Annotated in this window: 26 protein-coding genes; 18 read left to right on the top strand and 8 right to left on the bottom strand. The window is 70.5% G+C overall.

Going from position 1 to position 24,242, the window contains the following annotated elements:
- Window positions 1-140: 140 nt before the first annotated feature.
- Window positions 141-539: a hypothetical protein gene (locus tag D3272_RS21700; protein ID WP_129221304.1), complete on the bottom strand. Its 399-nt coding sequence runs from the start codon at window positions 537-539 to the stop codon at window positions 141-143.
- Between the two features lie 192 nt (window positions 540-731).
- On the opposite strand from D3272_RS21700, the gene D3272_RS21695 reads away from it, so the two are divergent.
- From D3272_RS21695 to D3272_RS21680, 4 genes are all read left to right on the top strand, one after another.
- The gene (locus tag D3272_RS21695) at window positions 732-1,199 is read left to right on the top strand and encodes a MarR family winged helix-turn-helix transcriptional regulator (RefSeq protein WP_129221303.1); all 468 of its coding nucleotides are present in this window, start codon (window positions 732-734) and stop codon (window positions 1,197-1,199) included.
- The gene (locus D3272_RS21690) at window positions 1,192-2,484 is read left to right on the top strand and encodes an HlyD family secretion protein (protein ID WP_129221302.1); all 1,293 of its coding nucleotides are present in this window, start codon (window positions 1,192-1,194) and stop codon (window positions 2,482-2,484) included. The genes D3272_RS21695 and D3272_RS21690 overlap by 8 nt, the downstream gene beginning before the upstream one ends.
- Complete coding sequence (locus D3272_RS21685; RefSeq protein ID WP_129221301.1) at window positions 2,477-4,108, top strand: DHA2 family efflux MFS transporter permease subunit; 1,632 nt, start codon at window positions 2,477-2,479, stop codon at window positions 4,106-4,108. The genes D3272_RS21690 and D3272_RS21685 overlap by 8 nt, the downstream gene beginning before the upstream one ends.
- Before the next feature lie 108 nt (window positions 4,109-4,216).
- The gene (locus D3272_RS21680; RefSeq protein ID WP_129221300.1) at window positions 4,217-5,968 is read left to right on the top strand and encodes a hypothetical protein; all 1,752 of its coding nucleotides are present in this window, start codon (window positions 4,217-4,219) and stop codon (window positions 5,966-5,968) included.
- 64 nt (window positions 5,969-6,032) lie between these two features.
- On the opposite strand, the gene D3272_RS21675 is transcribed toward D3272_RS21680, so the two are convergent.
- The 3 genes from D3272_RS21675 to D3272_RS21665 form a co-directional block, all read right to left on the bottom strand.
- A complete protein-coding gene (locus tag D3272_RS21675; protein WP_129221299.1) occupies window positions 6,033-6,716 on the bottom strand; it encodes a hypothetical protein in 684 nt (227 codons plus the stop codon).
- Complete coding sequence (locus D3272_RS21670) at window positions 6,713-7,114, bottom strand: RusA family crossover junction endodeoxyribonuclease (protein ID WP_129221298.1); 402 nt, start codon at window positions 7,112-7,114, stop codon at window positions 6,713-6,715. The genes D3272_RS21675 and D3272_RS21670 overlap by 4 nt, the downstream gene beginning before the upstream one ends.
- Window positions 7,115-7,360: 246 nt before the next feature.
- Window positions 7,361-8,050, bottom strand: coding sequence for a spermine/spermidine synthase domain-containing protein (locus tag D3272_RS21665; RefSeq protein WP_129221297.1), 690 nt, complete (start codon window positions 8,048-8,050; stop codon window positions 7,361-7,363).
- Window positions 8,051-8,248: 198 nt separating this feature from the next.
- On the opposite strand from D3272_RS21665, the gene D3272_RS21660 reads away from it, so the two are divergent.
- From D3272_RS21660 to rpoH, 4 genes are all read left to right on the top strand, one after another.
- Window positions 8,249-8,434, top strand: a complete 186-nt coding sequence (locus D3272_RS21660) for a hypothetical protein (protein ID WP_129221296.1) — start codon at window positions 8,249-8,251, stop codon at window positions 8,432-8,434.
- Between the two features lie 55 nt (window positions 8,435-8,489).
- Window positions 8,490-9,785: a UDP-N-acetylglucosamine 1-carboxyvinyltransferase gene (gene murA, locus D3272_RS21655; protein ID WP_129221295.1), complete on the top strand. Its 1,296-nt coding sequence runs from the start codon at window positions 8,490-8,492 to the stop codon at window positions 9,783-9,785.
- 225 nt (window positions 9,786-10,010) lie between these two features.
- Window positions 10,011-10,175: a YdcH family protein gene (locus D3272_RS21650; RefSeq protein ID WP_129221294.1), complete on the top strand. Its 165-nt coding sequence runs from the start codon at window positions 10,011-10,013 to the stop codon at window positions 10,173-10,175.
- A gap of 391 nt (window positions 10,176-10,566) precedes the next feature.
- On the top strand, window positions 10,567-11,478 hold the full coding sequence (gene rpoH, locus D3272_RS21645; RefSeq protein WP_129221293.1) for an RNA polymerase sigma factor RpoH: 912 nt from the start codon (window positions 10,567-10,569) through the stop codon (window positions 11,476-11,478).
- Between the two features lie 221 nt (window positions 11,479-11,699).
- Here rpoH and D3272_RS21640 read toward each other — a convergent pair whose 3' ends face one another.
- On the bottom strand, window positions 11,700-13,091 hold the full coding sequence (locus D3272_RS21640; protein ID WP_165361462.1) for a class I SAM-dependent methyltransferase: 1,392 nt from the start codon (window positions 13,089-13,091) through the stop codon (window positions 11,700-11,702).
- Between the two features lie 265 nt (window positions 13,092-13,356).
- On the opposite strand from D3272_RS21640, the gene minC reads away from it, so the two are divergent.
- From minC to D3272_RS28235, 5 genes are all read left to right on the top strand, one after another.
- A complete protein-coding gene (gene minC, locus D3272_RS21635; protein ID WP_129221291.1) occupies window positions 13,357-14,106 on the top strand; it encodes a septum site-determining protein MinC in 750 nt (249 codons plus the stop codon).
- Window positions 14,107-14,135: 29 nt separating this feature from the next.
- Entirely contained in the window at window positions 14,136-14,951 is an 816-nt protein-coding gene (gene minD, locus D3272_RS21630; protein ID WP_129221290.1) for a septum site-determining protein MinD, read from the top strand.
- A complete protein-coding gene (gene minE, locus D3272_RS21625) occupies window positions 14,948-15,220 on the top strand; it encodes a cell division topological specificity factor MinE (RefSeq protein WP_129221289.1) in 273 nt (90 codons plus the stop codon). The genes minD and minE overlap by 4 nt, the downstream gene beginning before the upstream one ends.
- Window positions 15,221-15,444: 224 nt before the next feature.
- Window positions 15,445-15,579: a hypothetical protein gene (locus D3272_RS28240; protein ID WP_281010993.1), complete on the top strand. Its 135-nt coding sequence runs from the start codon at window positions 15,445-15,447 to the stop codon at window positions 15,577-15,579.
- Between the two features lie 84 nt (window positions 15,580-15,663).
- Window positions 15,664-15,795, top strand: coding sequence for a hypothetical protein (locus tag D3272_RS28235; protein WP_281010992.1), 132 nt, complete (start codon window positions 15,664-15,666; stop codon window positions 15,793-15,795).
- Between the two features lie 4 nt (window positions 15,796-15,799).
- Here D3272_RS28235 and D3272_RS21620 read toward each other — a convergent pair whose 3' ends face one another.
- Window positions 15,800-16,684: a LysR substrate-binding domain-containing protein gene (locus D3272_RS21620; protein ID WP_129221288.1), complete on the bottom strand. Its 885-nt coding sequence runs from the start codon at window positions 16,682-16,684 to the stop codon at window positions 15,800-15,802.
- A gap of 72 nt (window positions 16,685-16,756) precedes the next feature.
- Here D3272_RS21620 and D3272_RS21615 point away from each other — a divergent pair, with 72 nt between their 5' ends.
- Together D3272_RS21615 and D3272_RS21610 are read left to right on the top strand one after the other, a co-directional pair.
- Window positions 16,757-17,455, top strand: coding sequence for a haloacid dehalogenase type II (locus D3272_RS21615; protein WP_207210279.1), 699 nt, complete (start codon window positions 16,757-16,759; stop codon window positions 17,453-17,455).
- Between the two features lie 26 nt (window positions 17,456-17,481).
- A complete protein-coding gene (locus tag D3272_RS21610) occupies window positions 17,482-18,270 on the top strand; it encodes an aldolase (protein ID WP_129221287.1) in 789 nt (262 codons plus the stop codon).
- A 13-nt stretch (window positions 18,271-18,283) separates the two neighbouring features.
- Here the strand turns inward: D3272_RS21610 and D3272_RS21605 are convergent, their stop codons facing one another.
- Window positions 18,284-18,898, bottom strand: a complete 615-nt coding sequence (locus D3272_RS21605) for a TetR/AcrR family transcriptional regulator (RefSeq protein ID WP_165361461.1) — start codon at window positions 18,896-18,898, stop codon at window positions 18,284-18,286.
- 169 nt (window positions 18,899-19,067) lie between these two features.
- Here D3272_RS21605 and D3272_RS21600 point away from each other — a divergent pair, with 169 nt between their 5' ends.
- Genes D3272_RS21600 through D3272_RS21590 form a run of 3 tightly spaced genes read left to right on the top strand, consistent with a single transcriptional unit; the run spans window position 19,068 to window position 23,796 of the window.
- Window positions 19,068-20,573 (top strand): HlyD family secretion protein, encoded by a 1,506-nt coding sequence (locus tag D3272_RS21600; protein ID WP_165361460.1) that lies wholly within the window; start codon window positions 19,068-19,070, stop codon window positions 20,571-20,573.
- Complete coding sequence (locus tag D3272_RS21595) at window positions 20,570-22,168, top strand: DHA2 family efflux MFS transporter permease subunit (protein WP_129221285.1); 1,599 nt, start codon at window positions 20,570-20,572, stop codon at window positions 22,166-22,168. Before D3272_RS21600 ends, D3272_RS21595 begins: the two co-directional genes overlap by 4 nt.
- Window positions 22,169-22,170: 2 nt before the next feature.
- Complete coding sequence (locus tag D3272_RS21590) at window positions 22,171-23,796, top strand: efflux transporter outer membrane subunit (protein WP_129221284.1); 1,626 nt, start codon at window positions 22,171-22,173, stop codon at window positions 23,794-23,796.
- A gap of 107 nt (window positions 23,797-23,903) precedes the next feature.
- Here the strand turns inward: D3272_RS21590 and D3272_RS21585 are convergent, their stop codons facing one another.
- Window positions 23,904-24,149: a hypothetical protein gene (locus tag D3272_RS21585; RefSeq protein ID WP_129221283.1), complete on the bottom strand. Its 246-nt coding sequence runs from the start codon at window positions 24,147-24,149 to the stop codon at window positions 23,904-23,906.
- Between the last annotated feature and the right edge of the window lie 93 nt (window positions 24,150-24,242).

The following is a 24,242-nucleotide window of genomic DNA, read 5'->3' as shown; positions in this document are numbered from 1 at the left end:
GGCGTCGAAACTCGTGCCGGCACGGACGCACCGGCTGCGCGCCTTCCCTGCCATGCGGTTCGTCGCGCCGCAATAGAGCCGCCCCCCAGGGTTCGTGACGGTCTCTCGACTGGCACATCCCCGGCGGTGCAGCGAGGCCGTCAGGGACCCCGCCTGCGGCCCTGGCAGAGCACCACGGGCGAGCCCAGCGCGTAGCCGAAGCCGCTGCCCTGGTAGACGGTCACGTTGGACTGGCCCGGGGACAGCGTGAACGTGCCCTGGACCACGCTGGGGCTGCCGCCGGCGCCGGCCAGCGTCCACGAATACGTGCAGATCTGGGTCGGCGCCGCGGGATCGACGTGGCTGCACAGGAGTTGCGCGCCGCCGAGTTGGGCGAAGCCCCCGCAGGAGAAGGGCGCGGCGGCCCGGGCCGGCCCGGACAGGGCCGCCATCACGGCGCACGAGACCGCGACCAGAGCGACGCCGGCGACCGTCGCGCCGCTCCAGGCCCGCCCGTGAACCCGCGGCCCCCGCATCGTCCCGCATCCGCGTCGCATCATCCCATTCTCCTTCGCTGTCCGGCCCGCCGTTCCATGCCGCCTCGTCATGGCAGGCCCCCGCCGGCCGCCTCCGCCTTGTCCCACCCGGCGAGAACCGCTACATGCAGATCATAAGCATGTCTATGATCGTATGTGTCACGATCTCGATGTCGAGAAACGTCCTTCGAAACGCCTACCCCGAGCCGCCCACGCATGAACTTCCCTTCCTCCCCGGTCGGCTTCCTCCTGCACGACGTGGCGCGGCTGATGCGTCGGCGGTTCGAGCAGCGCGCGGCCGCCCTCGGCTTCACGCGGGCGCAGTGGCAGGTGCTGCTGCATCTCAGCCGCAACGAGGGCATCAACCAGGCGGGGCTCGCCGAGATCCTCGAAGTCGAACCCATCTCGCTGGTGCGCATCCTCGACAAGCTCCAGGCCCGCGGCCTCGTCGAACGCCGCCAGAAGGACGGCGATCGCCGCTGCTGGCAGCTGTTCCTCACGCCCGACGCGCATCCGAGCCTCGCCCTGCTGCAGGACATCGGCGAGCAGACGCGGGCCGAGGCGCTGGCGGGAATCGATGCGCCCGAGCGTGATGCCCTGATCCGCACCCTTTCGCTTCTCAAGACCAACCTGGTCGACGCCTGCGCCAAGCCGGCGGTCGACGACGAGGCCCAGCATGGTTGACGGCACATCCGCGCGCGAGTTCTCCGACGCCGAGGCGTTCGAGCGCCGCGACGACCACGACGAGGCCGCGCCGGCGGCGCGCGAACGCGTTGCGCCGCGCCTCCCGCCCGGGCCGGCCCCGGCGAGCCCGTCGGCCATCCCGGCGAGCGCCCCTGCCTCGCCCGTCGCCCCTGCCGCACCCGTCGAGCCGCCGCCCCGCGCCAAGCGGCGCGTCCTGCGCCCGCTGCTCTTCGCCCTGCTGCCGGTGGCGCTGGTGGTGGGCGGCTACGACTACGTGACGGGCGGGCAGGTGATGTCGACCGACAATGCCTACGTCCAGGCCCGTTCGCTCGGCGTGTCGACCGACGTATCGGGCACGGTGGCGGCGATCGAGGTTCACGACAACCAGCACGTCGAGAAGGGGCAGGTCCTGTTCCGCCTCAAGCCCGACAGCTTCCGCATCGCGCTCGAGGGCGCGGAGGCGCAGCTCGGCACGGTGCGCAACCAGGTGCTGACGCTGCAGGCGAGCTACAAGCAGTCCTTGTCGCAGATCGCCCAGGCCCAGGCCGACGTGCCGTTCTACCAGGCGACCTTCAAGCGCCAGCAGGACCTCCTGTCCAACAACTACGCGTCCAAGGCGGCCTTCGACCAGGCCGAGCACGACGTGACGGCGACCCAGCAGCGCGTCGCCGTGGCGCAGTCGCAGGCCCAGTCCATGCTGGCCCAGCTCGGCAACGACGCGGACCAGCCGGCGGAGCGGAACCCCTTCTACCTCCAGGCCGAATCCGCCGTCGACGAGGCCCGCCGCGACCTCGCCGACACCGTGGTGCGGGCGCCGTTCCCGGGCGTCGTCACCAACGTCGACGCCCTGCAGGTCGGCGCCTACCTCAAGGCCTCGCAGGCCGGCTTCAGCCTGATCTCCGACCGCGAGATCTGGATCGAGGCGAGCCCCAAGGAGACCGAGCTCACCTACGTCAAGCCCGGCCAGGCCGCGACCGTGACGGTCGACACCTACCCGGACGTCGCCTGGCACGGCACGGTGGAGAGCATCAGCCCGGCCTCGGGCTCGTCCTTCTCGCTGCTGCCGGCCCAGAACACCACGGGCAATTGGGTGAAGGTGGTGCAGCGCATCCCCATGCGGGTGCGCGTCGCGCTCGACCCCGACAAGCCGCCGCTGCGCGTCGGCATGAGCGCGGTGGTGGATGTCGAGACCGGCCACGCCCGCGGCGTGCCGACCTCGATCCAGCATGCGGTGGACTGGGCGCGGGCCGAGGTGGCGGCGCTGCGGGAGCGCTTCCATGTCTAGTGCCGCCATCGCCGGCGTCGCGCGCGGCGCGCCGGCGCCGGACGAGCTCGTCGAGCCCATCGCTTCCCCGGCCGCCGCCGCGCCCTCGCCCCAAGCCCAGGCCGGGCCGGCCGTCGCCAACCGCGGCGCCATCACGGCCTGCGTCATCCTCGCCGTGGTGATGCAGGCGCTCGACACCACCATCGCCAACGTCGCGCTGCCCTACATCCAGGGCAGCGTCTCGGCCTCCTCCGACCAGATCAACTGGGTCCTCACCTCCTACATCACGGCCGCCGCCATCATGACGCCGGCGGCGGGCTATTTCGCCAACCGGTTCGGCCGCAAGCGCGTGCTGCTCATCTCGGTGGCGGGGTTCGTGGTGGCGTCGATCCTGTGCGGCATCGCGCAGTCGCTGGTCGAGATCGTGGGATTCCGCCTGCTGCAGGGTATGTTCGGCGCCGCCCTGGTGCCGCTGGCCCAGTCCATCCTGCTCGACATCTACACGCCCGAGGAGCGCGGCTCCGCCATGGCGGTGTTCGGCGTGTCCATCATGGTGGGGCCGGTGCTGGGCCCGGTGATCGGCGGCTGGCTCACCGACAACATCTCCTGGCGCTGGGTGTTCTACATCAACCTCGGCATCGGCGCCGTCGCCTTCGCCGGCATCTCGGCCTTCGTGACCGAGACGAAGCGCGACGCCCTGGCCCGGCTCGACTGGACGGGGTTCGGCGCGCTGAGCCTCACCATCGCGTCGCTGCAGATCTTCCTCGACCGGGGCGAGCAGCTCGACTGGTTCTCGTCCGGCGAGATCCAGATCGAGGCGCTGGTCTGCGCCTGCGCCTTCTACGTCTTCCTGGTCCACACCTTCACGGCGAAGAAGCCCTTCGTCGACCCGCGGCTGTTCCTCGACCGCAACTTCACCGTCGGCATCGTCTTCATCTTCGTCGTCGGCATCACCTATCTCGCCTCGATGGCGCTGATGACGCCCTACCTGCAGACGCTGATGGACTACCCCATCGTCACGGCGGGCCTCGTCATGGGCCCGCGCGGCATCGGCACGATGGCCAGCATGTTCCTGGTCGGCAAGCTGATCGGCCGGATCGAGGTGCGCTGGCTGCTGCTGGCGGGCCTCGTCCTCACCGCCTGGGCCATGAACGACATGACGGGCTGGACGCGCGACGTGTCCGAGATGCGCATCGTCGAGACCGGCTTCGTGCAGGGGGCGGGCCTGGGCTTCCTCTTCGTGCCGCTGTCGGTCGTGACCTTCTCGACCCTGTCGTCGGCGCAGCGCCAGGACGGCACGGGCCTCTACAACCTGTCGCGCAACATCGGCTCCTCGGTCGGCATCTCGGTCGTGACGGCGCTGCTGGCCGAGAACGTCCAGGCCAACCACGCCGACATCGCCGGCTACGTGACGGCCTTCAACCCCATGGTCCACCTGCCGGCCATCGCCCGCATGCTCAGCCCCTACACGGCCCATGGCCGCGCCGCGCTCGACGGCGTCGTCACCACCCAGGCGACGATGATCGCCTACATGGACGACTTCCGGCTCCTGATGATCATGGCGGTGGCCGCCATGCCATTGGTCTTCCTGCTGAAGAAGGCCGCCGGCCCGGTCGCCGTCGACCATTCGGCCGTGATGGAGTGAGGCGGCGTCCCGCCCGGCGCTCGCCCCGGGTGGCGCGACGGTTTGCAGGCGACGGCGGAATTTGCGACATCCCGAAGCCATCGATGGGGACGGCGCTTCGGTGAAACCATGATGCGGACGGTCATTCACCGGAGCGGCGACGCTGCCGGCGGCGAACTGCGGCCCCGGACCCTGCGGCTCCTGCGGTCGTCGACGCTGACGCTGCTCCTCGTCGCCGGGGCCTCGGCGGCGCGGGCGCAATCGGTGACGGTCGCGGTCGACCGGACCAGCTTCGTCCCCCTGGCGCCGCATTTCAGCGGCGCCAACATTTCCTCGCCCGACACGCCTGTGGAGTTCGGCGACGCCGCCGTGCGCGCCTTCGTCAAGCCCCTGCAGCCCGGCATCCTGCGCTGGCCGGGCGGCACCGTGAACGACGTCTTCGATTGGCAGACCGGGCTCATCCCGTCGCCCGAGGGCTCCGCCACGTCGCGGGGGCGTCCGGGCGTGCCGACCCCGATCGACATCCTGCGGGACGTCTACGCGCAGGACCCCACGGCTCCGTTCAACAAGCAGATCGCCCGGGCCGTATCCGACCTGCAGCCGATCCTCGCCGGCAAGGGCGGCAATCCGCTCGGGGACCGGTCCAGCGGCTTCGCGGGTTTCGCCACCGCGCTCGGAGCGCCGTTCGTCGTGGTGGTCAACGCCACCACCGACACGGTGGCGTCCGCGGAGCGGCTGGCCTTCGCCGTGGCGCATCGCCGCCTGCCCGTGGTGGCCTTCGAACTCGTCAACGAGCCCTACTTCCTCCAGATCCCGGGCTCGGCGGGACCGATCGTCCTGCCGGCGGGATCGCCGCCCGTGAGCGGCCCCTACGCGGACGGGGGCGACTACCTCACCAAGATGAAGCCCTACCGCGACGCCCTCAAGCGCGGCTTCGCCGCGGCCGGCCTCGACCCCGCCCGCGCCGTCGTGGCGATCGGTGGCGGCTACGCGGCCGACGGGTCCAGCCGGAACCGGACGTGGATGGCCGACCTCGCCGCCTACACGCAGGCGCATGGCGCGTGGTGGGATGCCGTGGCCTACCACTTCTATCCGCCCGAGTCCGACGGCGACGACTTCGGCCAGAAGCGGGCCTACGCCAACGACGCCCTCGCCATCGGCACCGACCCGTTCATCGCCGCCTACCGGGCCGCCAATTGGAGCGCCGGCAAGCGGCTGCTGGTGACCGAATTCGACACCACGCTGAACGACCGCACCATCCAGGGCAGCGTCTACGGCGGCGTGTTCACGGCCGAATACGTGGCCCGCATGTCCCGCTACGGCGAAGTCGCCGACGTGATGCTGCACGAACTGTTCTCATCCAGCGACGGCATCGGGTTGCCCCGCGCCGCGATCGACGGGACCGGCGACTGGAAGTCCGAGCTGACCGCGGCCGGACAGTCCGGGCAGACGCTGGACACCACCGGCCGCATCCAGGGGTTGTTCTACACCGTGCAGGTGTTGGCGCTCGGCCTCGCCGATGCCGCCGTCAACGCGAGCGACATGACCTACGGCACGACCGTCACGGGCGCGACCGGCACGGTGCCGACCCGCACCGCCACCCTGCCGGCCGTCTTCGCGCAGGCCTACCACGGCCGGGACGGGAGCCTTCACGTCCTCGTCACCAACAAGGGCGACAGCCCCAAGCTCCTCACGCTCGCCGTGGACGGGCAGGTCGTGTCGACGCCGCTGTCGGTCGACACGCTGGCGCCGACGAACGGCGACCCGGGCCAGAAGAACACCGCGTCGGCGCAACCCGTGGCGGTGGCGCATGCCGCCCTCGGGGGGTCGGTCACCATCCCGGGCTACAGCATCACGCATCTCGTGCTCGCGGCGCCGTAAGGTGCCGCGCCGGGCGCGCGTCCCACCCGCAGGGCCGGCCTGCTCTATCGGGGCGATGCGGGAGTCACGCGGCCTCGTCGAGGTGGGCCGTGATGTCCTCCAGATCATGGATGAGCCGAGCGACGTCGTCGGGCGGTACGGCCGTGCTGAGACCGCCATGAACCACGGCATGTCTCAGGTTCGTCAGCTCCCGGAGCCTCCGAGCATCGTTCTCTTCCAGGTACCCCATCTCGGCCAGTCTCTGAACGGCTTGAGCCGGCGACAAAGGGCGCAGGAGGTCCTTCTCCTGCTGAGGAGCGACCCGCCGAGCCAGCGCTTCCAAGAGCGACCATGCGATCACCAGTGCTGCTCGCTCGTGGCCGGTCTCCAGCAACACCCGAGCCTCCGCTAGGCCGGACGCGAGTTCGACCGCCGTTGCAGTCGATGAGTCCGACTTGGGTTCCGGGGATGGCGATACGTAGAAGAATCGGAAGCTCCAGCCCTGCTGGGACTCGACCAACTTCGCCAGTTTGGCCAAGCTCTCTCTCTGCAGGTCGTGCCCACGCGCTTTGATCTCGATGACGACTCCGCCACCTGGGCCGATGCCAAGTGCATCGGGACGGTAGCCTTCGAGGAACTCAGGTATCACCTCCGATGGCGGCCGGATGTAAAAGGTCCAGCCTCGCTTTTCAGCGTCCTTCTGCAGTCGATCCATGAGATCGGCGATCTGGGTGGAGGACTCCTCTGCAGAGGAGAATCGATACGTCACGTGATTTCCCTCCAACTCAGATCATCGTCGATCCTGATGTAGACGACCGGATGCTCGGTTTCGACCGCCTCTTCCAGTTTGTCCGTGATCGACGCGAACTCGACGATCATGCCCGGTTCTATTTTTTGAACAAGGACGCGCTCCACGACTCTGTCGTTCCGATACACGATTTGCAACATGCCATCAAGAATGAGCTTGACGATATTGTCGACGTCTCCATCCATGGGAGCAGGGGCGAAGTAGAGTATCTTTGCGGCGAGTGGACGGTCATCGAGCCAGGTGAATTCGCGTTGCGCATCGATGCAATCCTTTGCCGCCTGCCGCACCACCAGCTTCCATTGCTCTTTCGCTTGCGCGTTCTTGGACTGGAACGAACGGGCGTCTTCTGGATGAGAAATTCGATCGGAAACGGCAGCGCGAACTCATTGTCGATTGCGTCGCCCATGGCTGCCTTCCAAAGTCGCCCATCCATAGCCGCAGTAGCAATTCGGCGACCTCCAGTCACCGATGTAGGCACCGAGGTTGTGGCCATCTCGCCCATCCGATCAATCGGGGGAAGCGCGCCGGACAACTGCTGCAGCACGTCGAGCCAGTTCCCTCCCCAACTCGGCCTACGGCACGGTCCGGCCCATCGCGTTCGACCTCTAACTCCCGCGCCGCGCCACCCACACCACATGCCGGATGCCGCGCTTGCCGTGGGCGCGGGGCGTGGCGACGTCCACGGCGAAGCCGGCGCGCTTCAGCCGCGCCGTGAAGCGCTCGTCGGGTTCCGAGGCCCAGACGGCGAGCGTCCCGCCCGGCCGCAGCGCCGCGAAGGCCGCGTCGAGGCCGCGGGCCGTGTAGAGCGCGTCGTTGCCCTGGCGCGTCAGCCCGTCGGGGCCATTGTCGACGTCGAGCAGCACCGCGTCGTAGCGGGGGGCGGCGCCACCCGCCGCCGCCCGGCGGATCAGCGCCCCGACGTCGCCCTCGTGGATGGCGACGCGGGGGTCGTCGAGGCTGCCGGCATGGACGGCGGCGAGCGGCCCGCGCGCCCAGGCGACCACGGCCGGCACGAGTTCCGCCACCGTCACGGCCGCGCCGGGCCCGAGCAGCTTGAGGGTTTCGCGCAGCGTGAACCCCATGCCGAGGCCACCGATGAGCACGCGGGGCGCCGCCGCGCCCGCGGCACCGGCGCAGCCGAGCCGTGCCAGCACCTCTTCGGACTGGCCGGCCCGGCTCCCCATGAGGGCGATGGGGCCGAGCCAGATGATGAACTCGTGGCCGCGGCGCATGAGGCGCATCTCGCCGCCCCCGCCGGGCACCGTGGCGGTGTCGATGAGTTCCCAGGGTACCATGGCGGTCCTCGCTCCGGCCCCGATCGAGCCCGGCGGAGCTTTAGGACAGATCGGAGCCCGTGGCAGCCACCGTGGGCAGCCACCGCGCTCCCTCTGGTCGCCGCTCCTCCTCGCCGCCTCTGCTTGCCGCCTCTGCCGCGACCGCCTATGACGGCTCGCCGCGCCCCGCGGGGCGGGGCGGCACGCGACGGAGGCGGCATGGGTTCGGCCGGAGAGGACGAGGACGCGGGCAGGCCGCCGGTCGTCCCCGCCGACCGCGCCAGGCTCGACCGGCGCGCGGAAGCGCTGCGCGCCAACCTCAAGCGCCGCAAGGCCCAGACCAGGGCGCGGGACGAAGCTCGGCGCGAGCCGCCGCGCGCTCCCGACCCCGTGCCCGAGGGCTGATCGCCGGCAACAGACAGGGCGCGCGCATCGCCGCGCCGGCCCGGAGCGAGGACACATGGACCGCATTCGCGTCGTCGGGGGGCAGAAGCTCAACGGCATCATCCGCATCTCGGGCGCCAAGAACGCGGCGCTGCCGCTGATGATCGCCAGCCTGCTCACCGACGAGACGCTGACGCTGGAGAACGTGCCGCGCCTCGCGGACGTCAACCTGCTGGTCCGCATCCTCGGCAACCACGGCGTCGACTACACGCTGAAGGGCAAGCGCCCCGGCGAGGAGATGCAGTCGGGCCAGACGGTGGATCTGCGGGCCGAGCGCATCGTCGACACCACGGCCCCCTACGACCTCGTCAGCCGCATGCGGGCCTCGTTCTGGGTCATCGCCCCGCTCCTCGCCCGCATGGGCGAGTGCAAGGTGTCGCTGCCGGGCGGCTGCGCCATCGGCACCCGGCCGGTGGACCTGCTGCTCATGGTGCTGGAGCGGCTGGGCGCCAGCCTCACGATCGAGAACGGTTACGCCATCGCCCGGGCGCCGCGCGGCCTGCGCGGCGCCGAGATCGACTTCCCGAAGGTGACGGTGGGGGGGACCCACACGGCGCTGATGGCGGCGGCCCTCGCCGAGGGCCGCACCACGCTGCACAATGCCGCCCGCGAGCCCGAGGTCGTCGACCTCGCCGATTGCCTCAACAAGATGGGGGCCCGCATCGCCGGGGCCGGCACGGCGACGATCGAGATCGACGGCGTGGCCCGGCTGCACGGCGCGCGCCACGCCGTCCTGCCCGACCGCATCGAGGCCGGCACCTATGCCATGGCGGTCGCCATGACGGGCGGCGACGTGATGCTGGAGGGCGCGCGCGCCGACCTCCTCACCGGCGCGCTGGGCGCGCTGGAACAGGCGGGCGCGACGCTCGACAGCTCGTCCACGGGCCTGCGGGTCTGGCGCAACGGCAACGGCATCCTTCCCGTGGACATCTCGACCGCGCCGTTCCCGGGCTTCCCGACCGACCTCCAGGCGCAGTTCATGGCGCTGATGACGCGGGCCGCCGGCTCTTCCCGCATCACCGAGACCATCTTCGAGAACCGCTTCATGCACGTGGGCGAGCTCACGCGCTTCGGCGCCAGGATCCGGCTCGACGGCGATGCCGCCATCGTCGACGGCGTCGAGCGCCTGCAGGGCGCGCCCGTCATGGCGACCGACCTGCGGGCCTCGGTGTCGCTCGTCATCGCGGCGCTGGCCGCCGAAGGCGAGACCACGGTGAACCGCGTCTACCACCTCGACCGCGGCTTCGAGCACCTCGAGCACAAGCTCGGCCAGTGCGGTGCCGTGCTGGAGCGCATCTCCGGCCAGGGCTGAGCCGCCGACGCGTCGATCCGCTCACCGGTCCCGGGCCCGGCGCGATCCCCCGGCGCGCCGGACGGGTCGCTTCCGAACGGTGACATGCACCGGGCGTCAAGGCTGGCGGCACAGATCGCGCAGATGTGAAGTCGCGGCGGCGCCGGGCATCTTGTGCGGTGTCGCCGCCGTGTCATTCTTCCGTCGTCGCGCCGTCATGTCGCGCGATCGAACAGGGAGTTCAGGATGTCCTTGCAGGGCCATATCGCTGAATTGAGCCGGCGCCACCAGCTGATCGACAAGCAGATCGAGGTGGAAAAGACCCACCCGGCCTCCGACCCCGTCAGGTTGACCGAACTCAAGCGCAAGAAGCTCGGCCTCAAGGACGAGATGGCCAAGCTCCGGCATTGAGACCCTCGTCGTAGCGTCGGAACCGGCTCGCCTGGTCCGTCGCGGCGCGGTCGGACACGACGGCGCCCGGGCGACACACGCGGGATGCGGCGGTGCCGGGGGCAGATGGCCCCGGCCCCTCCCGGCGACAGGTGCGGCGCAGGCGACCCGGACGGTCCTGCGCCGTTTTCGCGCGTCGCCCCGTCGGATCGTCGCGCCCGGGATCGATCCTCGATTCCGCTGCGTTGGCCGACATCGCGGACAGCGGCGACGGCGCATTAATTCTTCGCCATGTCGACGATTGGCCATACGGGCGCTGCCCTCGGCCGTCTATAAGACGGGGTTGGCGAGTCGCTGTTCTAGGGGCGCTTGCCGGGGTCCGCCGTCCTGCGGGCTCCAGAAGGAGAACATCATGGCCTATGCGCTTCCGATCATTTCGGGTGAAAGCGGGCTCACGCGCTACCTCAACGAGATCCGCAAATTCCCCATGCTGGAGCCCCAGCAGGAATACATGCTGGCGAAACGCTGGCGCGAGCACGAGGACCGTGACGCCGCCCAGGAACTCGTGACGTCCCACCTCCGCCTCGTGGCCAAGATCGCCATGGGCTATCGCGGCTACGGCCTGCCGATCGGCGAGGTGATCTCGGAGGGCAACGTCGGCCTCATGCAGGCCGTGAAGCGCTTCGAGCCCGACAAGGGTTTCCGCCTCGCCACCTATGCGATCTGGTGGATCCGCGCCTCGATCCAGGAATACATCCTGCGCTCGTGGTCGCTCGTGAAGATGGGCACCACCGCCAGCCAGAAGAAGCTGTTCTTCAACCTGCGCAAGGCGAAGAGCCAGATCTCGGCGCTGGAGGAGGGCGAGCTGCGCCCCGAGCACGTCGCCACCATCGCCACCAAGCTCGGCGTCTCCGAGCAGGACGTGATCGACATGAACCGCCGCCTCAGCGGCGACACGTCGCTCAACGCGCCGATGCGCGAGGACGGCGAAGGCGAGTGGCAGGACTGGCTGGTCGACGATTCCACCAGCCAGGAAGTCATCCTGGCCGACGAGGAGGAGAAGCATAACCGCCACGACGCGCTGGTGGACGGGCTGAAGGTGCTGAACGCGCGCGAGCGGCGCATCTTCGAGGCCCGGCGCCTTGCCGAGGACCCCATCACCCTCGAGCAGCTGTCGGACGAGTTCAACATCTCGCGCGAGCGCGTGCGCCAGATCGAGGTGCGGGCCTTCGAGAAGGTCCAGTCGGCCGTCAAGGCCGGCATGGCGCGGATCGAATCCATCCCGGCCCGCGCCGCCGACCGCGCAGCCCTGCCGGCCCACTGAAGCCGGAACCGCGGCGGTGTGGCACCGCCGCGGCCGCCTCGCCGCTCCCCCTGGCGGCGCCGCTGCCCGGGCGGGAGGATCGGCTTCGGCGGAACAGCCGTTCGAGAGTCGGCGTCGGGCATCGACGGCGGGCGGCGCTGAGGTGTCGGAGCCTTCTCGCCTCCAACCTCCTTCCCGCCGGCGAGCCCCTCCCGGGCCCGGCCGGCCCCGGGCCTCCTGCCTCAGTCCGGCTTGGTGGCGATGCCGAAGAGGCGCGGCGGCATCATCATCACCCGCACCTCGCGCACCGTGAACCCGTCCAAGACGGCGTCGCGCAGCCCCTGCGGACTCAGGCGCCAATAGTCGGGCGCGTCGTGCACCCGATACGTGATGGTGGCATCCGCGATGGCGTTGCCCTTCTGCCCCGTGATGTTGATGCCGGTCTGGCCCGCGCTCTTCGAGAAGCCGGGTGACACCACCACCAGGGTGCCGCCGGGCTTCAGCACGCGGCGGATCTCGTCCATGGTGCGCCAGAACCGCTTGTCGTGGGCGAGGCCGTTGACCCACAGCACCGTGCCGAACTGCCCGTCGGCGAAGACCCCGGACAGGTCGTTGGGGTCGGCGACGCGGGCCGTCACGCCGTCGCGGGCGCGCCCGTCGCGCGGGCCGACGAAATGGCGGTCGGCGCCCGAGAAATCGGCGTGGTTCAGCACCGCATGCTGCGGCCCCTCGTGGCCGATCTCGAGGTAGGGGCCGGTCGCGCCGTAGGTTTGGGCGAAGATGGCGCATTCGCGCGCGATGCGGTCGCGCGGGCCCGCCGGCCCGGAAGCGTGGCCCGGCAGCGACACGCCCTCGGCGAGCGGGCTCTGGCCGATGTCGCATCCGGCGGCCTGCAGGGCTTCGAGCACCTCGCCGAGGTTGGGCAGCAGGCTCGCCACCGAGCGGGTGTTCTGCCCGCTCTGGAAGATCTTCTCGTCGATCAGGGCGCGGTGCTCGGCCACCTCCTCGGGCGTGAAGCCCAGGAAGTCGAACAGGCGGTGGAGGTGGGCGAGCCGCGCCTCGCGGCCGCCCGTGTAGAGGTCCTCGTACCAGACCTCGAGGCGGGGCACGTCGAGCGAGGCCAGCGTGTCGTTGATGAAGGTGGTGGAATCCTCGCTGTGCCGGTAGTGGCCCACCACGCGGTCGATCGGCAGGGGCGCCAGCTTGCGGTCGCCCTCGGCCACCTGGGTGAAGACCTTGCGGGCGTAGTCCTTGAACCACGTGCCCTGCGACTCGGCGATGAACTTCGACACCAGGCGCGAGGGCTCGTCCCGGCGGCGCAGGACGACGTGGCGGTAGGGCGTCGCGGCCGCGACCTGCAGCAGGTGCATGTTGAACGACATGCTGAGCAGTTCGTAGCAGTGCTTGATGAGGTAGCGCTGCGCGAACAGGCCCTCCAGCGAGGCCCGCAGCACCTCGGCATTGTGGCTGCTGTTCCAGGCTTCCGTGATGGGCCAGAACTGGCGCGGCTGCTTCTTGGCCCAGTTGAACGGCTCGTGCTCGGCGCTGCGGTGTTCGGACATCTCCATCAGCAGTTCGGTCAGCGACGTGCCGCCGGTGCGCTGCATGGTCCAGATGAAGAAGGGGGACGACATGGCAGGACAACCTTTCCCGGCGGCCGGCATCGGCAAACGCGACGACGGGTTCTAGAACACGAACGGAGCCGTTGGAATGGCATTCGCGCCGGGCCCGATGAAACCGAGCGGGGTGCCGCGCCGGGCCGGGCGCCGCGCCGGGCCGGGCGGGGGCGCCCCGGGCGGGTGGGAAAACTTCCGCCGATGGGGTAGACCGTTAACCATCTTTAACGCTCTGTTAACCGCCTTGGCGTCAGATCAGCCCATTAAAGGATCGTTAAGCGGCATGACGGATTCGGCCACCCCCTCCACCCCTGTCCGGTTCCGCGGCCGCTCGCTCATGGCGCTGGTGCTGCGGCCCGAGCCTCCCATCGACGATTGGCTGATCGGTCTCGATGACCTGCTCGGCCGCTCGCCGGGCTATTTCACCAGCCGCCCCGTGGTGGCCGACCTCAGCGCCATGCCGGGCGAGGGCGACCAGCTCCTGCACCTCATGGATAAGCTGCAGGGACGCAACATCCGCGTCATGGCGATCGAGGGGGCGGACCCCACCGTCCTCGGCGTCGACGTGGCGCGCCTGCCGCCGGTGGTGACCGACGGCCGGCCGGCTTCGGCCCCGGCGCTGCCGCCGGGCGGCGAGCCGCTGCCGGGGGCCTCGCCCGATGCCGCGGCGCTGGCGGCGGCCCTCGCCGCCCAGCCGCCGCGCAGCGTACCCTCGCTGATCGTCGACAAGCCGGTACGCTCCGGCCAGTCGATCACCTTCGCCGAGGGTGACGTGACGATCCTGGGTTCGGTGGCGTCGGGCGCCGAGGTGATGGCGGGCGGCTCCATCCACATCTATGGCACGCTGCGGGGCCGCGCCATGGCGGGCTTCGCCCACAAGGACGGCCGGATCTTCTGCTCGAAGCTCCATGCGGAGCTGCTGGCCATCGACGGCATCTACAAGACCGCGGACGAGATGGACGCGAAGCTGCGCGGCCGGGCCATCCAGGCCTGGACCAGCGGCGACACCCTCGTCATCGCGGGCCTGGACTGAATCATATGGCATTCGAAGGAGACAGGTACATGTCGCAGGTCGTCGTGGTGACATCGGGCAAGGGCGGCGTCGGCAAGACCACGTCGACGGCCGCCATCGGGGCCGCACTGGCGCAGAGCGGGCAGAACGTGGTCGTGGTGGATTTCGACGTCGGGCTGCGCAACCTCGACCTCATCCTCGGGGCCGAGCGGCGGGTCGTCTACGACCTCGTCAACGTCATCCAGGGCCACGCGAACCTCAGCCAGGCGCTGATCCGCGACAAGCGCTGCGAGACGCTCTACCTGCTGCCGGCCTCGCAGACGCGCGACAAGGACGCGCTGACCGAGGAGGGCGTGTTCCGCGTCATCGAGGAGCTGCGCCAGCGCTTCGACTGGGTGATCTGCGACAGCCCGGCCGGCATCGAGCGCGGCGCCCAGCTCGCCATGCGCCACGCCGACCTCGCCATCATCGTCACCAACCCCGAAGTGTCGTCGGTGCGCGACAGCGACCGGATCATCGGCCTGCTCGATTCCAAGACCGTGAAAGCCGAGCGCGGCGAGTGGATGGAGAAGCTCCTGCTCCTCACCCGCTACGATTCCGCCCGCGCCCAGCGCGGCGACATGCTCAAGACCGAGGACGTGCTCGAGATCCTGTCGATCCCGCTGCTCGGCATCATCCCGGAATCGCAGGACGTGCTGCGCGCCTCCAACGTCGGCGCCCCCGTCACGCTGAACAACCCGGCGAGCGCCCCGGCCAAGGCCTACATGGACGCCGCCCGCCGCCTCCGCGGCGAAAGCCTCGACGTGACGATCCCGCGCGACAAGAAGAGCCTGATGGGCATGCTGTTCGGAAGGAAGGCCGCATGAAACTGCTGAAGTTCCTCGGCGTCCGCGATTCGGCGCCCGTCGCGCGGGAAAGGCTGCAGATCCTGCTCGCCCACGAGCGCTCGCTCGTCGGCCGCTCCGATCTCGTCGCCATCCTGCGCGAAGAGATCCTCCAGGTCATCGCCAAGCACTGCGCGATCGACCGCGACAACGTCCGGGTCAAGATGGCCAAGGGCGACACGCTCTCGACCCTCGAGGTCGACCTCGAGATCCGCGCCCCCGGCGGCGCCGGCATCGCCCTCGCGTCCTGAGGGCGACCGCCCGAGACATCCCCTGGGTCGGCCTCTGCCGCGAGGCCCGCGCCCAGGGTCCGGCATCATCGCCCGGACGGCTGGACCGCGACCGCTCATGGCGGTGGGCGGTTCGCCGCCGCCGTTCGGTCGTGCCGGCCGACCGTCACCCGGTCCGACACCGTCGGCAACCGGGCGCGCATTTCCGCGTTCTTTCGGCATAGGCCGCGCGCAGGGAAGGGACCATGACGGGCATCGACCGACGCATCTGGTGGGTGGTGGGGGTCATCGTCCTCGCCATCGTGCTGTGGCTCCTGCTCGACCACGTGCTGTTCCCGACCCTGCCGGTCCCGGCCGGCGCGCCGGCCATCACGCGCTAGGGCGCTCCGACGGCGCGGCCCGGCAACCCGCGACGGGACGGCGACGTTGGCGGCGGTCCCGATCCCGTGCCCGAAGGAGCCGCCGTGTCGCCCACCCCCCGCCGCATGGGCCTCCTGCTCGTCCTGCTCGTCGTCGTGATCGCCGCCCTGCTGTTCGCCAGCCACGAGTTCTTCCCGGCCTTCAACCCGGCCGGAGGCACGTCGGCGGCGAAGTGACGGGTCAGGGTCGCAGCAGCGACCCGACCCCGTCCGCCAGGAAGCGGGCGAGCCGGCCCGCCACGTCGGGCGGGCGGCCGCCCCGGGCCACGAGGGCGAGTTCCGTCGGCTCGGGATCCGCGAAGCCCTGCGCCGAATCCAGGCGCCGGTGGGTCGCCACCACGGCATCGGTGGGCAGCAGGCCGATGCCGAGGCCGGACGCCACGGCGGCCTGCACGCCCGCGAGCCCCTGGCCCACGAAGGCGACACGCCAGCGCCGGCCCCGTGCCTCGACCGCCGCGATGGCCCGGGCGCGGTAGACGCAGCCCTGCGGGAACAGCGCCAACGGGACGGGGTCGGCGCCGAGGTCGGCGTCCCGCCCCGACACCCAGGCCAGGCGTTCGGGCCAGCGGGCGAGACAGGGACCCTCGCCGGCTTCGCGCTTGATCAGGGACAGGTCGAGGTCCCCGGCCTCCAGCAGGCGCCGGAGCTCGACGCTCCAGCCGCTCGTCGTGTCGAGCCGCAGCTCCGGGCAGGCCCGGGCGAAGCCGGACAGCAGGTCCGTCAGCCGCCGCCCCGCGAAGTCTTCCGGCACGCCGAGCCGCAGCACGGGCCGGAGGCCGGGTTCGCGCAGGGCATCGCGCGCCTCGGCGGCGATGGCCAGCAGCCGCCGCGCGTAGCCGAGCAGCATCTCGCCCTCCTCGGTCACGGACGGCACCGCGCCCGCCCGGTCGATGAGCCGCCGTCCGAGGTCGTCCTCGAGCTTGCGGATCTGCTGGCTGACGGTCGACTGCGTCCGGTGCACGCGCTCGGCGGCGCGGGTGAAGCCGCCCGCGTCCACCACCGCCACGAAGGTGCGCAGCAGGTCGAGGTCGAGCGTCGCGGCATTTGCGATGTCGATGGAAGCCATCGAGAGATCTCGTTTCCGAATGGGCGAACCCCGCGATACACCCTCCGGCATCGCCCGTCCAAGGAGATCGCGATGCTGACCGGACCTCGCCCGACCTGGATCACCTTCGATTGCTACGGGACGCTCGTGCAGTGGGACGAGGGCCTGCGCGCCGCCGTCGCCGAGATCCTCGCCGGCAAGGGGACGGCGATCGATGCCGAGCGGCTCATCGCCACCTACGACCGCCACGAGCATGCGCTGGAGCAGACCCCACCCCACCGGGCCTTCAAGGCCATCGTGGGCGAGGCGCTCGACCGCGCGCTGCGGGACCTCGGCGTCGCGGTCGGGCCGGGCGACGCCGCGACCCTCGTGGATGCGATCGCCCGCATGCCGCCCTTCCCCGAAGTGGTCGGCACGCTGGCGACGCTGAAGCGGCACGGCTTCGACCTCTGCATCGTGTCCAACACCGACGACGACATCATCGCGGGAAACGTGGCGCAGCTCGGCGGCCACATCGACCGCGTGGTCACGGCTGGACAGGCGGGCGCCTACAAGCCCGCGCGCCGCATCTTCGAGGTCGCCCATGCGGCGATCGGCGTCCGGCGCGACGCGGTGCTGCATGTCTGCGCCAGCCCGCATCTCGACCTCGTGGCCACGCGGGCGCTGGGGATCCGCGACGTGTGGATCGACCGCGGCACCGGGCGCCGGCCCGCCGACGGCTACCGGCCCGCGGCCGTGCTGCCGAGCCTCGACGGGCTGCCGGACCTGTTGGCGGCGGCCGGTTGGCTGTAGCGTGGCGCGGCGAGGAGAGCGTCCCCATGGCCCATGAACTCCGCCCGGCCGCCCGGCCGGCCCCCAACGACCCCGGCGAGATCGACGGCGACGCCCTGGCCCGGGCGCGCATCGACCTCGCCGCCTGCTTCCGCATGGCGGCCCGGCTCGGGCTGGAGGAGGGGATCTGCAACCACTTCTCCGCCCTGGTGCCCGGGCGCGACGACCTGTTCCTGGTCAATCCCTACGGCCTCGCCTTCTGCGAGGTGACGGCATCCAGCCTCCTCGTCTGCGACTTCGCCGGCCACGTGCTGGCGGGCGAGGGGCGCCCGGAGGCGACGGCCTTCTACATCCACGCGCGGCTGCACGCGCGGCTGCCGCGGGCGCGGGCGGCCTTCCACACCCACATGCCGAACGCGACGGCGCTCAGCATGGTGGAAGGCGAACCGCTCGCCTGGGCGGGGCAGACGGCGCTCAAGTTCTACGGCCGCACGGCCGTCGACGACGTCTACAACGGCCTCGCGCTCGACGAGGCCGAGGGCGACCGCATCGCCGCGACGCTGGGGGAGGCCGACATCCTGTTCCTGCGCAACCACGGCGTGATGGTGACGGGGCCGACCATCGCCGAGGCCTGGGACGACCTCTACTACCTGGAGCGGGCCGCCGAGGTTCAGGTGAAGGCGCTGGGCACCGGCCGGCCGCTGCGCATCGTCGACCCCGCGGTCGCCCGCCGCGCCGCCGCCCAGATGCGCGAAGGCGACCCCGAGAGCGCCCGGCTGCACCTCGAAAGCGTCAAACGCGTGCTGGCCCTGCAGGACCCGGGCTTCGCCGCTTGAACGGCCGGCGGCCTCATCCCGCCGCGGGCCGGCCGTAGCGCAGCAGGAACATGGCCACGACCTCGGTGACCCGCTCCTCGATCTCGTCGCGCCCCATGGGCGGCGGGTCCTGCAGCACGAGGCGGGCCGTGTGGGCCTGGGACGTCACGGCGCCGAGGAAGATGCTGGCGGCGAGGCCGGGCTTGTCGCCCAGGAACTCGCCGCGCGACCGGGCCGCTTCCAGCAGTTCCGTCAGCCGCTCGCGCGTGCGCTCCGGCCCGAGCGCGTAGAAGATGCGCCCGATCGCCGGGTCGCGCGGCGCCTCCGCCACCACGAGGCGGAGCAGCGCCGAGACTTCCGGGCTCGTCATGGCCTCGAGGAGGTTGATGCCGAAGTCGCGCAGCACCGCCGGCAGGGCGTTGGGCCGTTCGAGATCGGCGTCGAGGCGCCCGCGCAACATCCGCGCCCGGTTGCTCACCACCTCGGCGAAGAGACCTTCCTTGCTGCCGAAGTGCCGGTACAGCGTTTCCTTGGAGGCGCCGGCCCGCGCCGCGATGTCGCGCATGGTGGTCTCGGTGAAGCCCTGGGCGAGGAAAACGCCCTCGGCGACCCCGACGATCGCGTCGCGCCGGCGTGCCCCGCGGGGCACAGGCCCGGGTTCCATGCAGGTGGCGGCGGGAGATCGGCTTGACTTGGCGGACATCCGCTTGCCTTATATCCGAACCCGCGGGTTCGGTTACGCATGTGTCACGGTACTTGAACCGCCCCGCATCGCCTAGCCCCGAGCCTGAGGCCCGCAAGCCCCGGAAGAGCCTACGATGACCCCGAGCGACGCCGACGAGGCCCATGCGCAGGACGACGACCGCGCCCCGCCCCGCCGCCGCGCCAGACGCGACGTGCTCGAGATCGGCCGCGCCGGCGAGCGCCGCAACGGGGGGCGCGGTGCCGAACATGCGCGCGACCTCGACGAGGACGACGGGGACCGGCGTTCCGACGACCGCCCGCGCGGCCGCGACGCCGACCGCCGCCGCGACGACGACCGCCGGGACGACGATCGCGATGACCGGGACGGCAGGTCGCGCGGCGAGCGGCGTCGGGCGGACGAGGACGAGGACGACCGGCAGGATCGCGGCGGACAAGACCGCGGCGGGCGGGATCGCGGCGGGCGGGACGACCGCAAGGCGGACGACGACAAGAAAGGCGATGACAAGAAGGGCAAGGACGGCGAGGCGGACGGCGGCGACAAGCCGACCGGCAAGGACAGCGAAGAATCGCAGAACCGACGCAAGAGTCGCCGCCCGCTGGTGCTGACGATCGTCGGCATCGTGGTGCTGCTCGGGCTGGCCTACGCGGTGTATTACTACTTCACGCACAAGAACCTCATCTCGACGGACGACGCCTATACGGACGGCTACATCGTGGCGGTGGCGCCGCGCGTGTCGGGCCAGGTGATCTCGCTCGACGTCGTCGACAACCAGTTCGTCCACAAGGGCGACCCGCTCATCCACATCGACCCGCGGCCCTTCGCCTTCGACCGCGACCAGGCCAAGGGCCGCGTCGACAGCGACAAGGCGCAGATCGCCAACCAGAAGCTTGGCGTCGAGATCGCCAAGAAGAACTTCCCGGCGGCGCTCCAGCTCGCCCAGGCGAACCTCCTGTCGGCCAAGGCGCAGCTGCAGCTGCAGGAAGCCAACAACCGCCGCCAGCAGAACCTGCCGCGGCAGGCCACGACGCAGCAGGAGGTCGACACGACGTCCTCGGGCCAGCAGCAGGCCGAGGCCCAGGTGGCCCAGGCACAGGCGCGCGTCACCCAGGCCGAACCCGTGACGCAGAGCATCGGCCAGTCCGAAACGCAGGTGAACCAGCTGCAGGGCCAGGCCGAACAGAACGTCGCCCAGCTCGGCCAGGCGGAGCTCAACCTCGAATTCACGGTGGTGCGGGCCCAGCAGGACGGCTGGGTGACGCGCCGCAACGTCGATACCGGCAACTACGTCACCTCCGGCACGCAGATCATGTCGCTGGTGACGCCGGACGTGTGGGTGACGGCCAACTACAAGGAGACCGAGCTCGACGGCATGCGGCCGGGGCAGAAGGTCAAGATCACGGTCGACGCCTATCCCGACCTCGACCTGCAGGGCCACGTCGACTCGGTCCAGCACGGCTCGGGCTCGAAGTTCTCCGCCTTCCCGGCCGAGAACGCCACCGGCAACTTCGTCAAGATCGTGCAGCGCGTGCCCGTCAAGATCGTCATCGACTCGGGCCTCAAGCCCGACGAGCCCCTGCCGCTCGGCGTCAGCGTCGAGCCCACCGTGACGCTGAAATGAGCGGCGGGGACAACGGCGGGGTCGGCGCCGTCAACGGCTGGAAGCCGAAGTACAACCCCTGGCTCATCGCCATCGCGGTGACGCTGGCGGCCTTCATGGAGATCCTCGACACCACCATCGTCAACGTGGCGCTGCCCTACATCGCCGGCACGCTGGCGGCGTCGAGCGACGAGGCCACCTACGCGCTGACTGCCTATCTCGTCGCCAACGGCATCGTCCTCACGGTGGCGGGCTGGCTGTCGGACACGATCGGCCGCAAGCGCTACTTCCTCATCTGCCTCGGCGCCTTCACGGTCTGCTCGTTCCTGTGCGGCATCTCGCAGAGCCTCGGCCAGCTCGTGATCTTCCGTCTGTTCCAGGGCTTCTTCGGCGGCGGCCTGCAGCCCAACCAGCAGGCCATCATCCTCGACACGTTCCCGCCGGCCAAGCGCGGCGCCGCCTTCGCCGTGACGGCCATCGCCACCATCGTGGCGCCGGTGCTGGGGCCGACGCTCGGCGGCTACCTCATCGAGCACCTCGACTGGCGCTGGATCTTCTACGTCAACATCCCGGTCGGCATCGTGGCGGTGATCGTCAACTACATCCTCGTCGAGGATCCGCCGTGGGAGAAGGAGAAGCAGAAGAAGGGCGCGAAGAGCATCGACTTCATCGGCCTGTCGCTCATCACGCTCGGCCTCGGCGCCATGCAGATCATGATCGACCGGGGCGAGGACGACGACTGGTTCGGCTCGCCCTTCATCGTCGTGATGGCGATCCTGGCCTTCATCGGCATCTTCGGCGCCATCTGCTGGCTGCTCACCGCCAGGAAGCCCATCATCGACCTCGACGTGTTCCGGGACCGGAACTTCACCATGGGCTGCGTGCTGATCGCCGCCATGGGCATGATCCTCTACGCCTCGGCGGTGCTGATCCCGCAGTTCTCCCAGCAGGAGCTCGGCTACACGGCGCTGCTGTCCGGCCTCATCCTGTCGCCCGGCGGCATCGTCGTCATCGTGCTGATCCCCATCGTCGGCCGGCTCATGACCTTCGTGCCGACCCGCTACATCGTCATGACGGGCTTCACCATCATGGGCATCGCCCTCATGTATTCGAGCCGGCTGGTCCCCCAGGTGGATTATTGGACGCTGGTCGAGATGCGCTCGTTCCAGACGGCGGCGCTGGGCTTCCTCTTCGTGCCGATCTCGACCATCGCCTACCTGACGCTGCCCCAGACCATGCGCAGCGACGGGGCGGCGCTCTTCTCCATGTTCCGCAACGTGGGCGGCGCCATCGGCATCTCGGTCGCGACCGCGCTCGTCACCGAGCGCCGGCAGGCCGACCAGGCCCACCTGTCGAAGTTCATGACGCCGCTGAACCAGGGCTACAACGAGCTGATCCAGAAGTCGGAGGCGACGTTGCGCACGCTCGGGCGCGCGGCCGGCTCGGTGCACGACCAGGCCGTGTCCCATACCTACGAGACCTATATGCGCCAGGCTTCGGTGCTGGCCTACAACAACGTGTTCCAATATTCGGCCGTCCTGGCCTTCATGGTGGTGCCCTTGTGTTTCTTCATCTCCAAGAAGACCGCGGCGGGCGGCGGCGGCGGGGGGCACTGACCATGGCGCGGACCAGCCCAGTCTCGCGGGCGCTGCTGCGCGCCGCGACCGTGCTCGGGGGTTTCGGTGCGCCGGCACTGCTCGCCGGCTGTGCCATGGGCCCGGAATACGTGTCGCCGCTGCCGCCCATCGTCGAAAGCAAGACCTATCTCGACAACGGCACCAAGGTGCGCTCGCCGCTGCCGATCCTCGCCAAGACCACGGCGGCCGAGCCCGATGCCGAATGGTGGCGGGTGTTCCGCGACCCCGTGCTGGCCCGGCTCGAGGCCCGGGTGGCGACCCAGAACCTCGACGTGCAGACCGCGACGGCGCGGCTCACCGAGAGCCGGGCCCAGCTCGGCACCGCCGCCGCCGCCGCCCTGCCGCAGGTCAACGGCGCCAGTTCCATCTACCGCCAGCAGTACAGCCAGAACGGCATCATCAGCCTGATCCCGTCCGGCGTCCTCAACGGCAACAATGCCGGCAATAATGGGGGCAGCGGGAGCGGCGCCACCTCGCTGGGCAATCCCTTCGAAAGCTACACGGCCGGCTTCGACGCCTCCTGGGAGCTCGACCTGTGGGGCCGGGTCCGGCGCAACATCGAATCCTCGCAGGCCCAGGCGGACGCCTCGGCCGAGCAGCGGCGCGGCACCCTGATCTCGGCCCTGGCGGAACTCGCGCGCGACTACGTCCAGCTGCGCGGCATCCAGGAGCAGATCCGCATCGAGCAGGCCAACGCCAAGGTCAACCAGGACATCCTCAACATCGTGCAGTTGCGGGCCAAGGGCGGTCTCGTCACGGGGCTCGACGTCGCCAGCGCGGCCCAGCAGGTGGAAGGCATCCGGGCCAACATCCCGCAGCTGCAGCAGCAGGAGATCCAGGCCGTCAACGCCATCGGCCTGATCCTGGGCGAGCCGCCCCTGACGCTGTCCCAGGAGCTGATGACGGCCAAGGCCATCCCGCCGGTGCCGCCGAAGGTGCCGGTCGGCGTGCCGTCGGACTTGCTCATCCGCCGGCCCGACATCCGCCAGGCGGATGCCAGCCTGCATGCCGCCGTCGCCCAGATCGGCGTGGCGGAAGCGGAGTTCTTCCCCACCGTGACGATCACGGGCTCGCCGTCCTTCAACGCGCTCGACCCCGGCAAGGTGTTCCGCGGCAATTCCCTGCAATACATGAATGTGGGACCGTCGATCTCGATCCCGATCTTCGACGGCGGCCGGCTGCGGTCCAACCTCGTCCTGACCGAGGCGCGCCAGCAGGAGGCCGCCATCGCCTACCAGAAGGCGGTGCTGCAGGCCTGGCACGACGTCGTCAACGCGCTGGCGGCGCTCAAGGGCGACGAGGGCCGCCGCGCCTTCCTGCAGAAGCAGGTGTCCGACGCGCGCCGCGGGCTGCAACTGGCGCGGACCCGCTACACCCAGGGCGTCGACACGTTCACGACCGTGCTGCAGAACAGCCAGAACGTGCTCAATGCCGAGGTGAACCTCAGCCAGGCCACCGCCAACATCTCGACCGACTTCGTGGCCCTCTACAAGGCGCTCGGCGGCGGCTGGCAGACGACCTTCCCGGACAAGCCGATCCCGCCGCTGCCGCTCGCCGACGTCACCATCCCGCCGGGCGACCTCGCGCTGAAGCCCGACGGGCCGTGAGGGTCGGCGCGGCGCGCGCGTGCGGGGCGATGACGTCCCACCGGCGAGGATCCCTGGTCGACCGTGAACCCTGATCGGGCCGGCGCCAGGCGCCGGGAGCGGAACCGTCAGGCGGCGAGCAGGACGGGGGTGGCGGGCACCGCGCCCTCGGCCAGCACGATGGCGATGTCGTCGCGCACGGCCTGCGTCACCTGCCGGGTGGCGGCGATGCCCATGTCGCGCAACGCCGTCACGGCCCGGCGCAACGCGGTCTCGGCGCGCTCGACGGCCGAGGTGGCGCCGTCGTCCTGGCCGACGGCGTCGCGCGCGACGCGGGCGAGGATGCGGTCCTCGACGATGATGCTGCTGCTCATGCTGCGGTGTCCCGTCCCGGTGGATCGTCGTCCCACCTGACGCCGACAGCGTTAAGGAAGCCTTGCCCGCGGGGCTCCGGCCACCCTCCGGAA

The organism is Lichenibacterium ramalinae (genome assembly GCF_004137085.1).
GTDB lineage: Bacteria > Pseudomonadota > Alphaproteobacteria > Rhizobiales > Beijerinckiaceae > Lichenihabitans > Lichenihabitans ramalinae.
Note: the sequence above shows the minus strand (reverse complement) of the source record. Positions and strands in the feature narration are given on the sequence as shown.

Bases quoted from the DNA above. Each gene is read 5' to 3' on its own strand.
- D3272_RS21680 (WP_129221300.1), top strand. From the start codon at position 4,217: ATGATGCGGACGGTCATTCACCGGAGCGGCGACGCTGCCGGCGGCGAA.
- minC (WP_129221291.1), top strand. From the start codon at position 13,357: ATGACGGATTCGGCCACCCCCTCCACCCCTGTCCGGTTCCGCGGCCGC.
- D3272_RS21590 (WP_129221284.1), top strand. From the start codon at position 22,171: ATGGCGCGGACCAGCCCAGTCTCGCGGGCGCTGCTGCGCGCCGCGACC.
- minD (WP_129221290.1), top strand. From the start codon at position 14,136: ATGTCGCAGGTCGTCGTGGTGACATCGGGCAAGGGCGGCGTCGGCAAG.
- D3272_RS21660 (WP_129221296.1), top strand. From the start codon at position 8,249: ATGGGTTCGGCCGGAGAGGACGAGGACGCGGGCAGGCCGCCGGTCGTC.
- D3272_RS21650 (WP_129221294.1), top strand. From the start codon at position 10,011: ATGTCCTTGCAGGGCCATATCGCTGAATTGAGCCGGCGCCACCAGCTG.
- D3272_RS21615 (WP_207210279.1), top strand. From the start codon at position 16,757: ATGCTGACCGGACCTCGCCCGACCTGGATCACCTTCGATTGCTACGGG.
- D3272_RS21600 (WP_165361460.1), top strand. From the start codon at position 19,068: ATGACCCCGAGCGACGCCGACGAGGCCCATGCGCAGGACGACGACCGC.
- D3272_RS21695 (WP_129221303.1), top strand. From the start codon at position 732: ATGAACTTCCCTTCCTCCCCGGTCGGCTTCCTCCTGCACGACGTGGCG.
- D3272_RS21620 (WP_129221288.1), bottom strand. From the start codon at position 16,684: ATGGCTTCCATCGACATCGCAAATGCCGCGACGCTCGACCTCGACCTG.
- murA (WP_129221295.1), top strand. From the start codon at position 8,490: ATGGACCGCATTCGCGTCGTCGGGGGGCAGAAGCTCAACGGCATCATC.
- minE (WP_129221289.1), top strand. From the start codon at position 14,948: ATGAAACTGCTGAAGTTCCTCGGCGTCCGCGATTCGGCGCCCGTCGCG.
- D3272_RS21700 (WP_129221304.1), bottom strand. From the start codon at position 539: ATGATGCGACGCGGATGCGGGACGATGCGGGGGCCGCGGGTTCACGGG.
- D3272_RS21640 (WP_165361462.1), bottom strand. From the start codon at position 13,091: ATGTCGTCCCCCTTCTTCATCTGGACCATGCAGCGCACCGGCGGCACG.
- D3272_RS21685 (WP_129221301.1), top strand. From the start codon at position 2,477: ATGTCTAGTGCCGCCATCGCCGGCGTCGCGCGCGGCGCGCCGGCGCCG.
- D3272_RS21610 (WP_129221287.1), top strand. From the start codon at position 17,482: ATGGCCCATGAACTCCGCCCGGCCGCCCGGCCGGCCCCCAACGACCCC.
- D3272_RS21690 (WP_129221302.1), top strand. From the start codon at position 1,192: ATGGTTGACGGCACATCCGCGCGCGAGTTCTCCGACGCCGAGGCGTTC.
- D3272_RS21585 (WP_129221283.1), bottom strand. From the start codon at position 24,149: ATGAGCAGCAGCATCATCGTCGAGGACCGCATCCTCGCCCGCGTCGCG.
- D3272_RS21595 (WP_129221285.1), top strand. From the start codon at position 20,570: ATGAGCGGCGGGGACAACGGCGGGGTCGGCGCCGTCAACGGCTGGAAG.
- D3272_RS28240 (WP_281010993.1), top strand. From the start codon at position 15,445: ATGACGGGCATCGACCGACGCATCTGGTGGGTGGTGGGGGTCATCGTC.
- rpoH (WP_129221293.1), top strand. From the start codon at position 10,567: ATGGCCTATGCGCTTCCGATCATTTCGGGTGAAAGCGGGCTCACGCGC.
- D3272_RS21665 (WP_129221297.1), bottom strand. From the start codon at position 8,050: ATGGTACCCTGGGAACTCATCGACACCGCCACGGTGCCCGGCGGGGGC.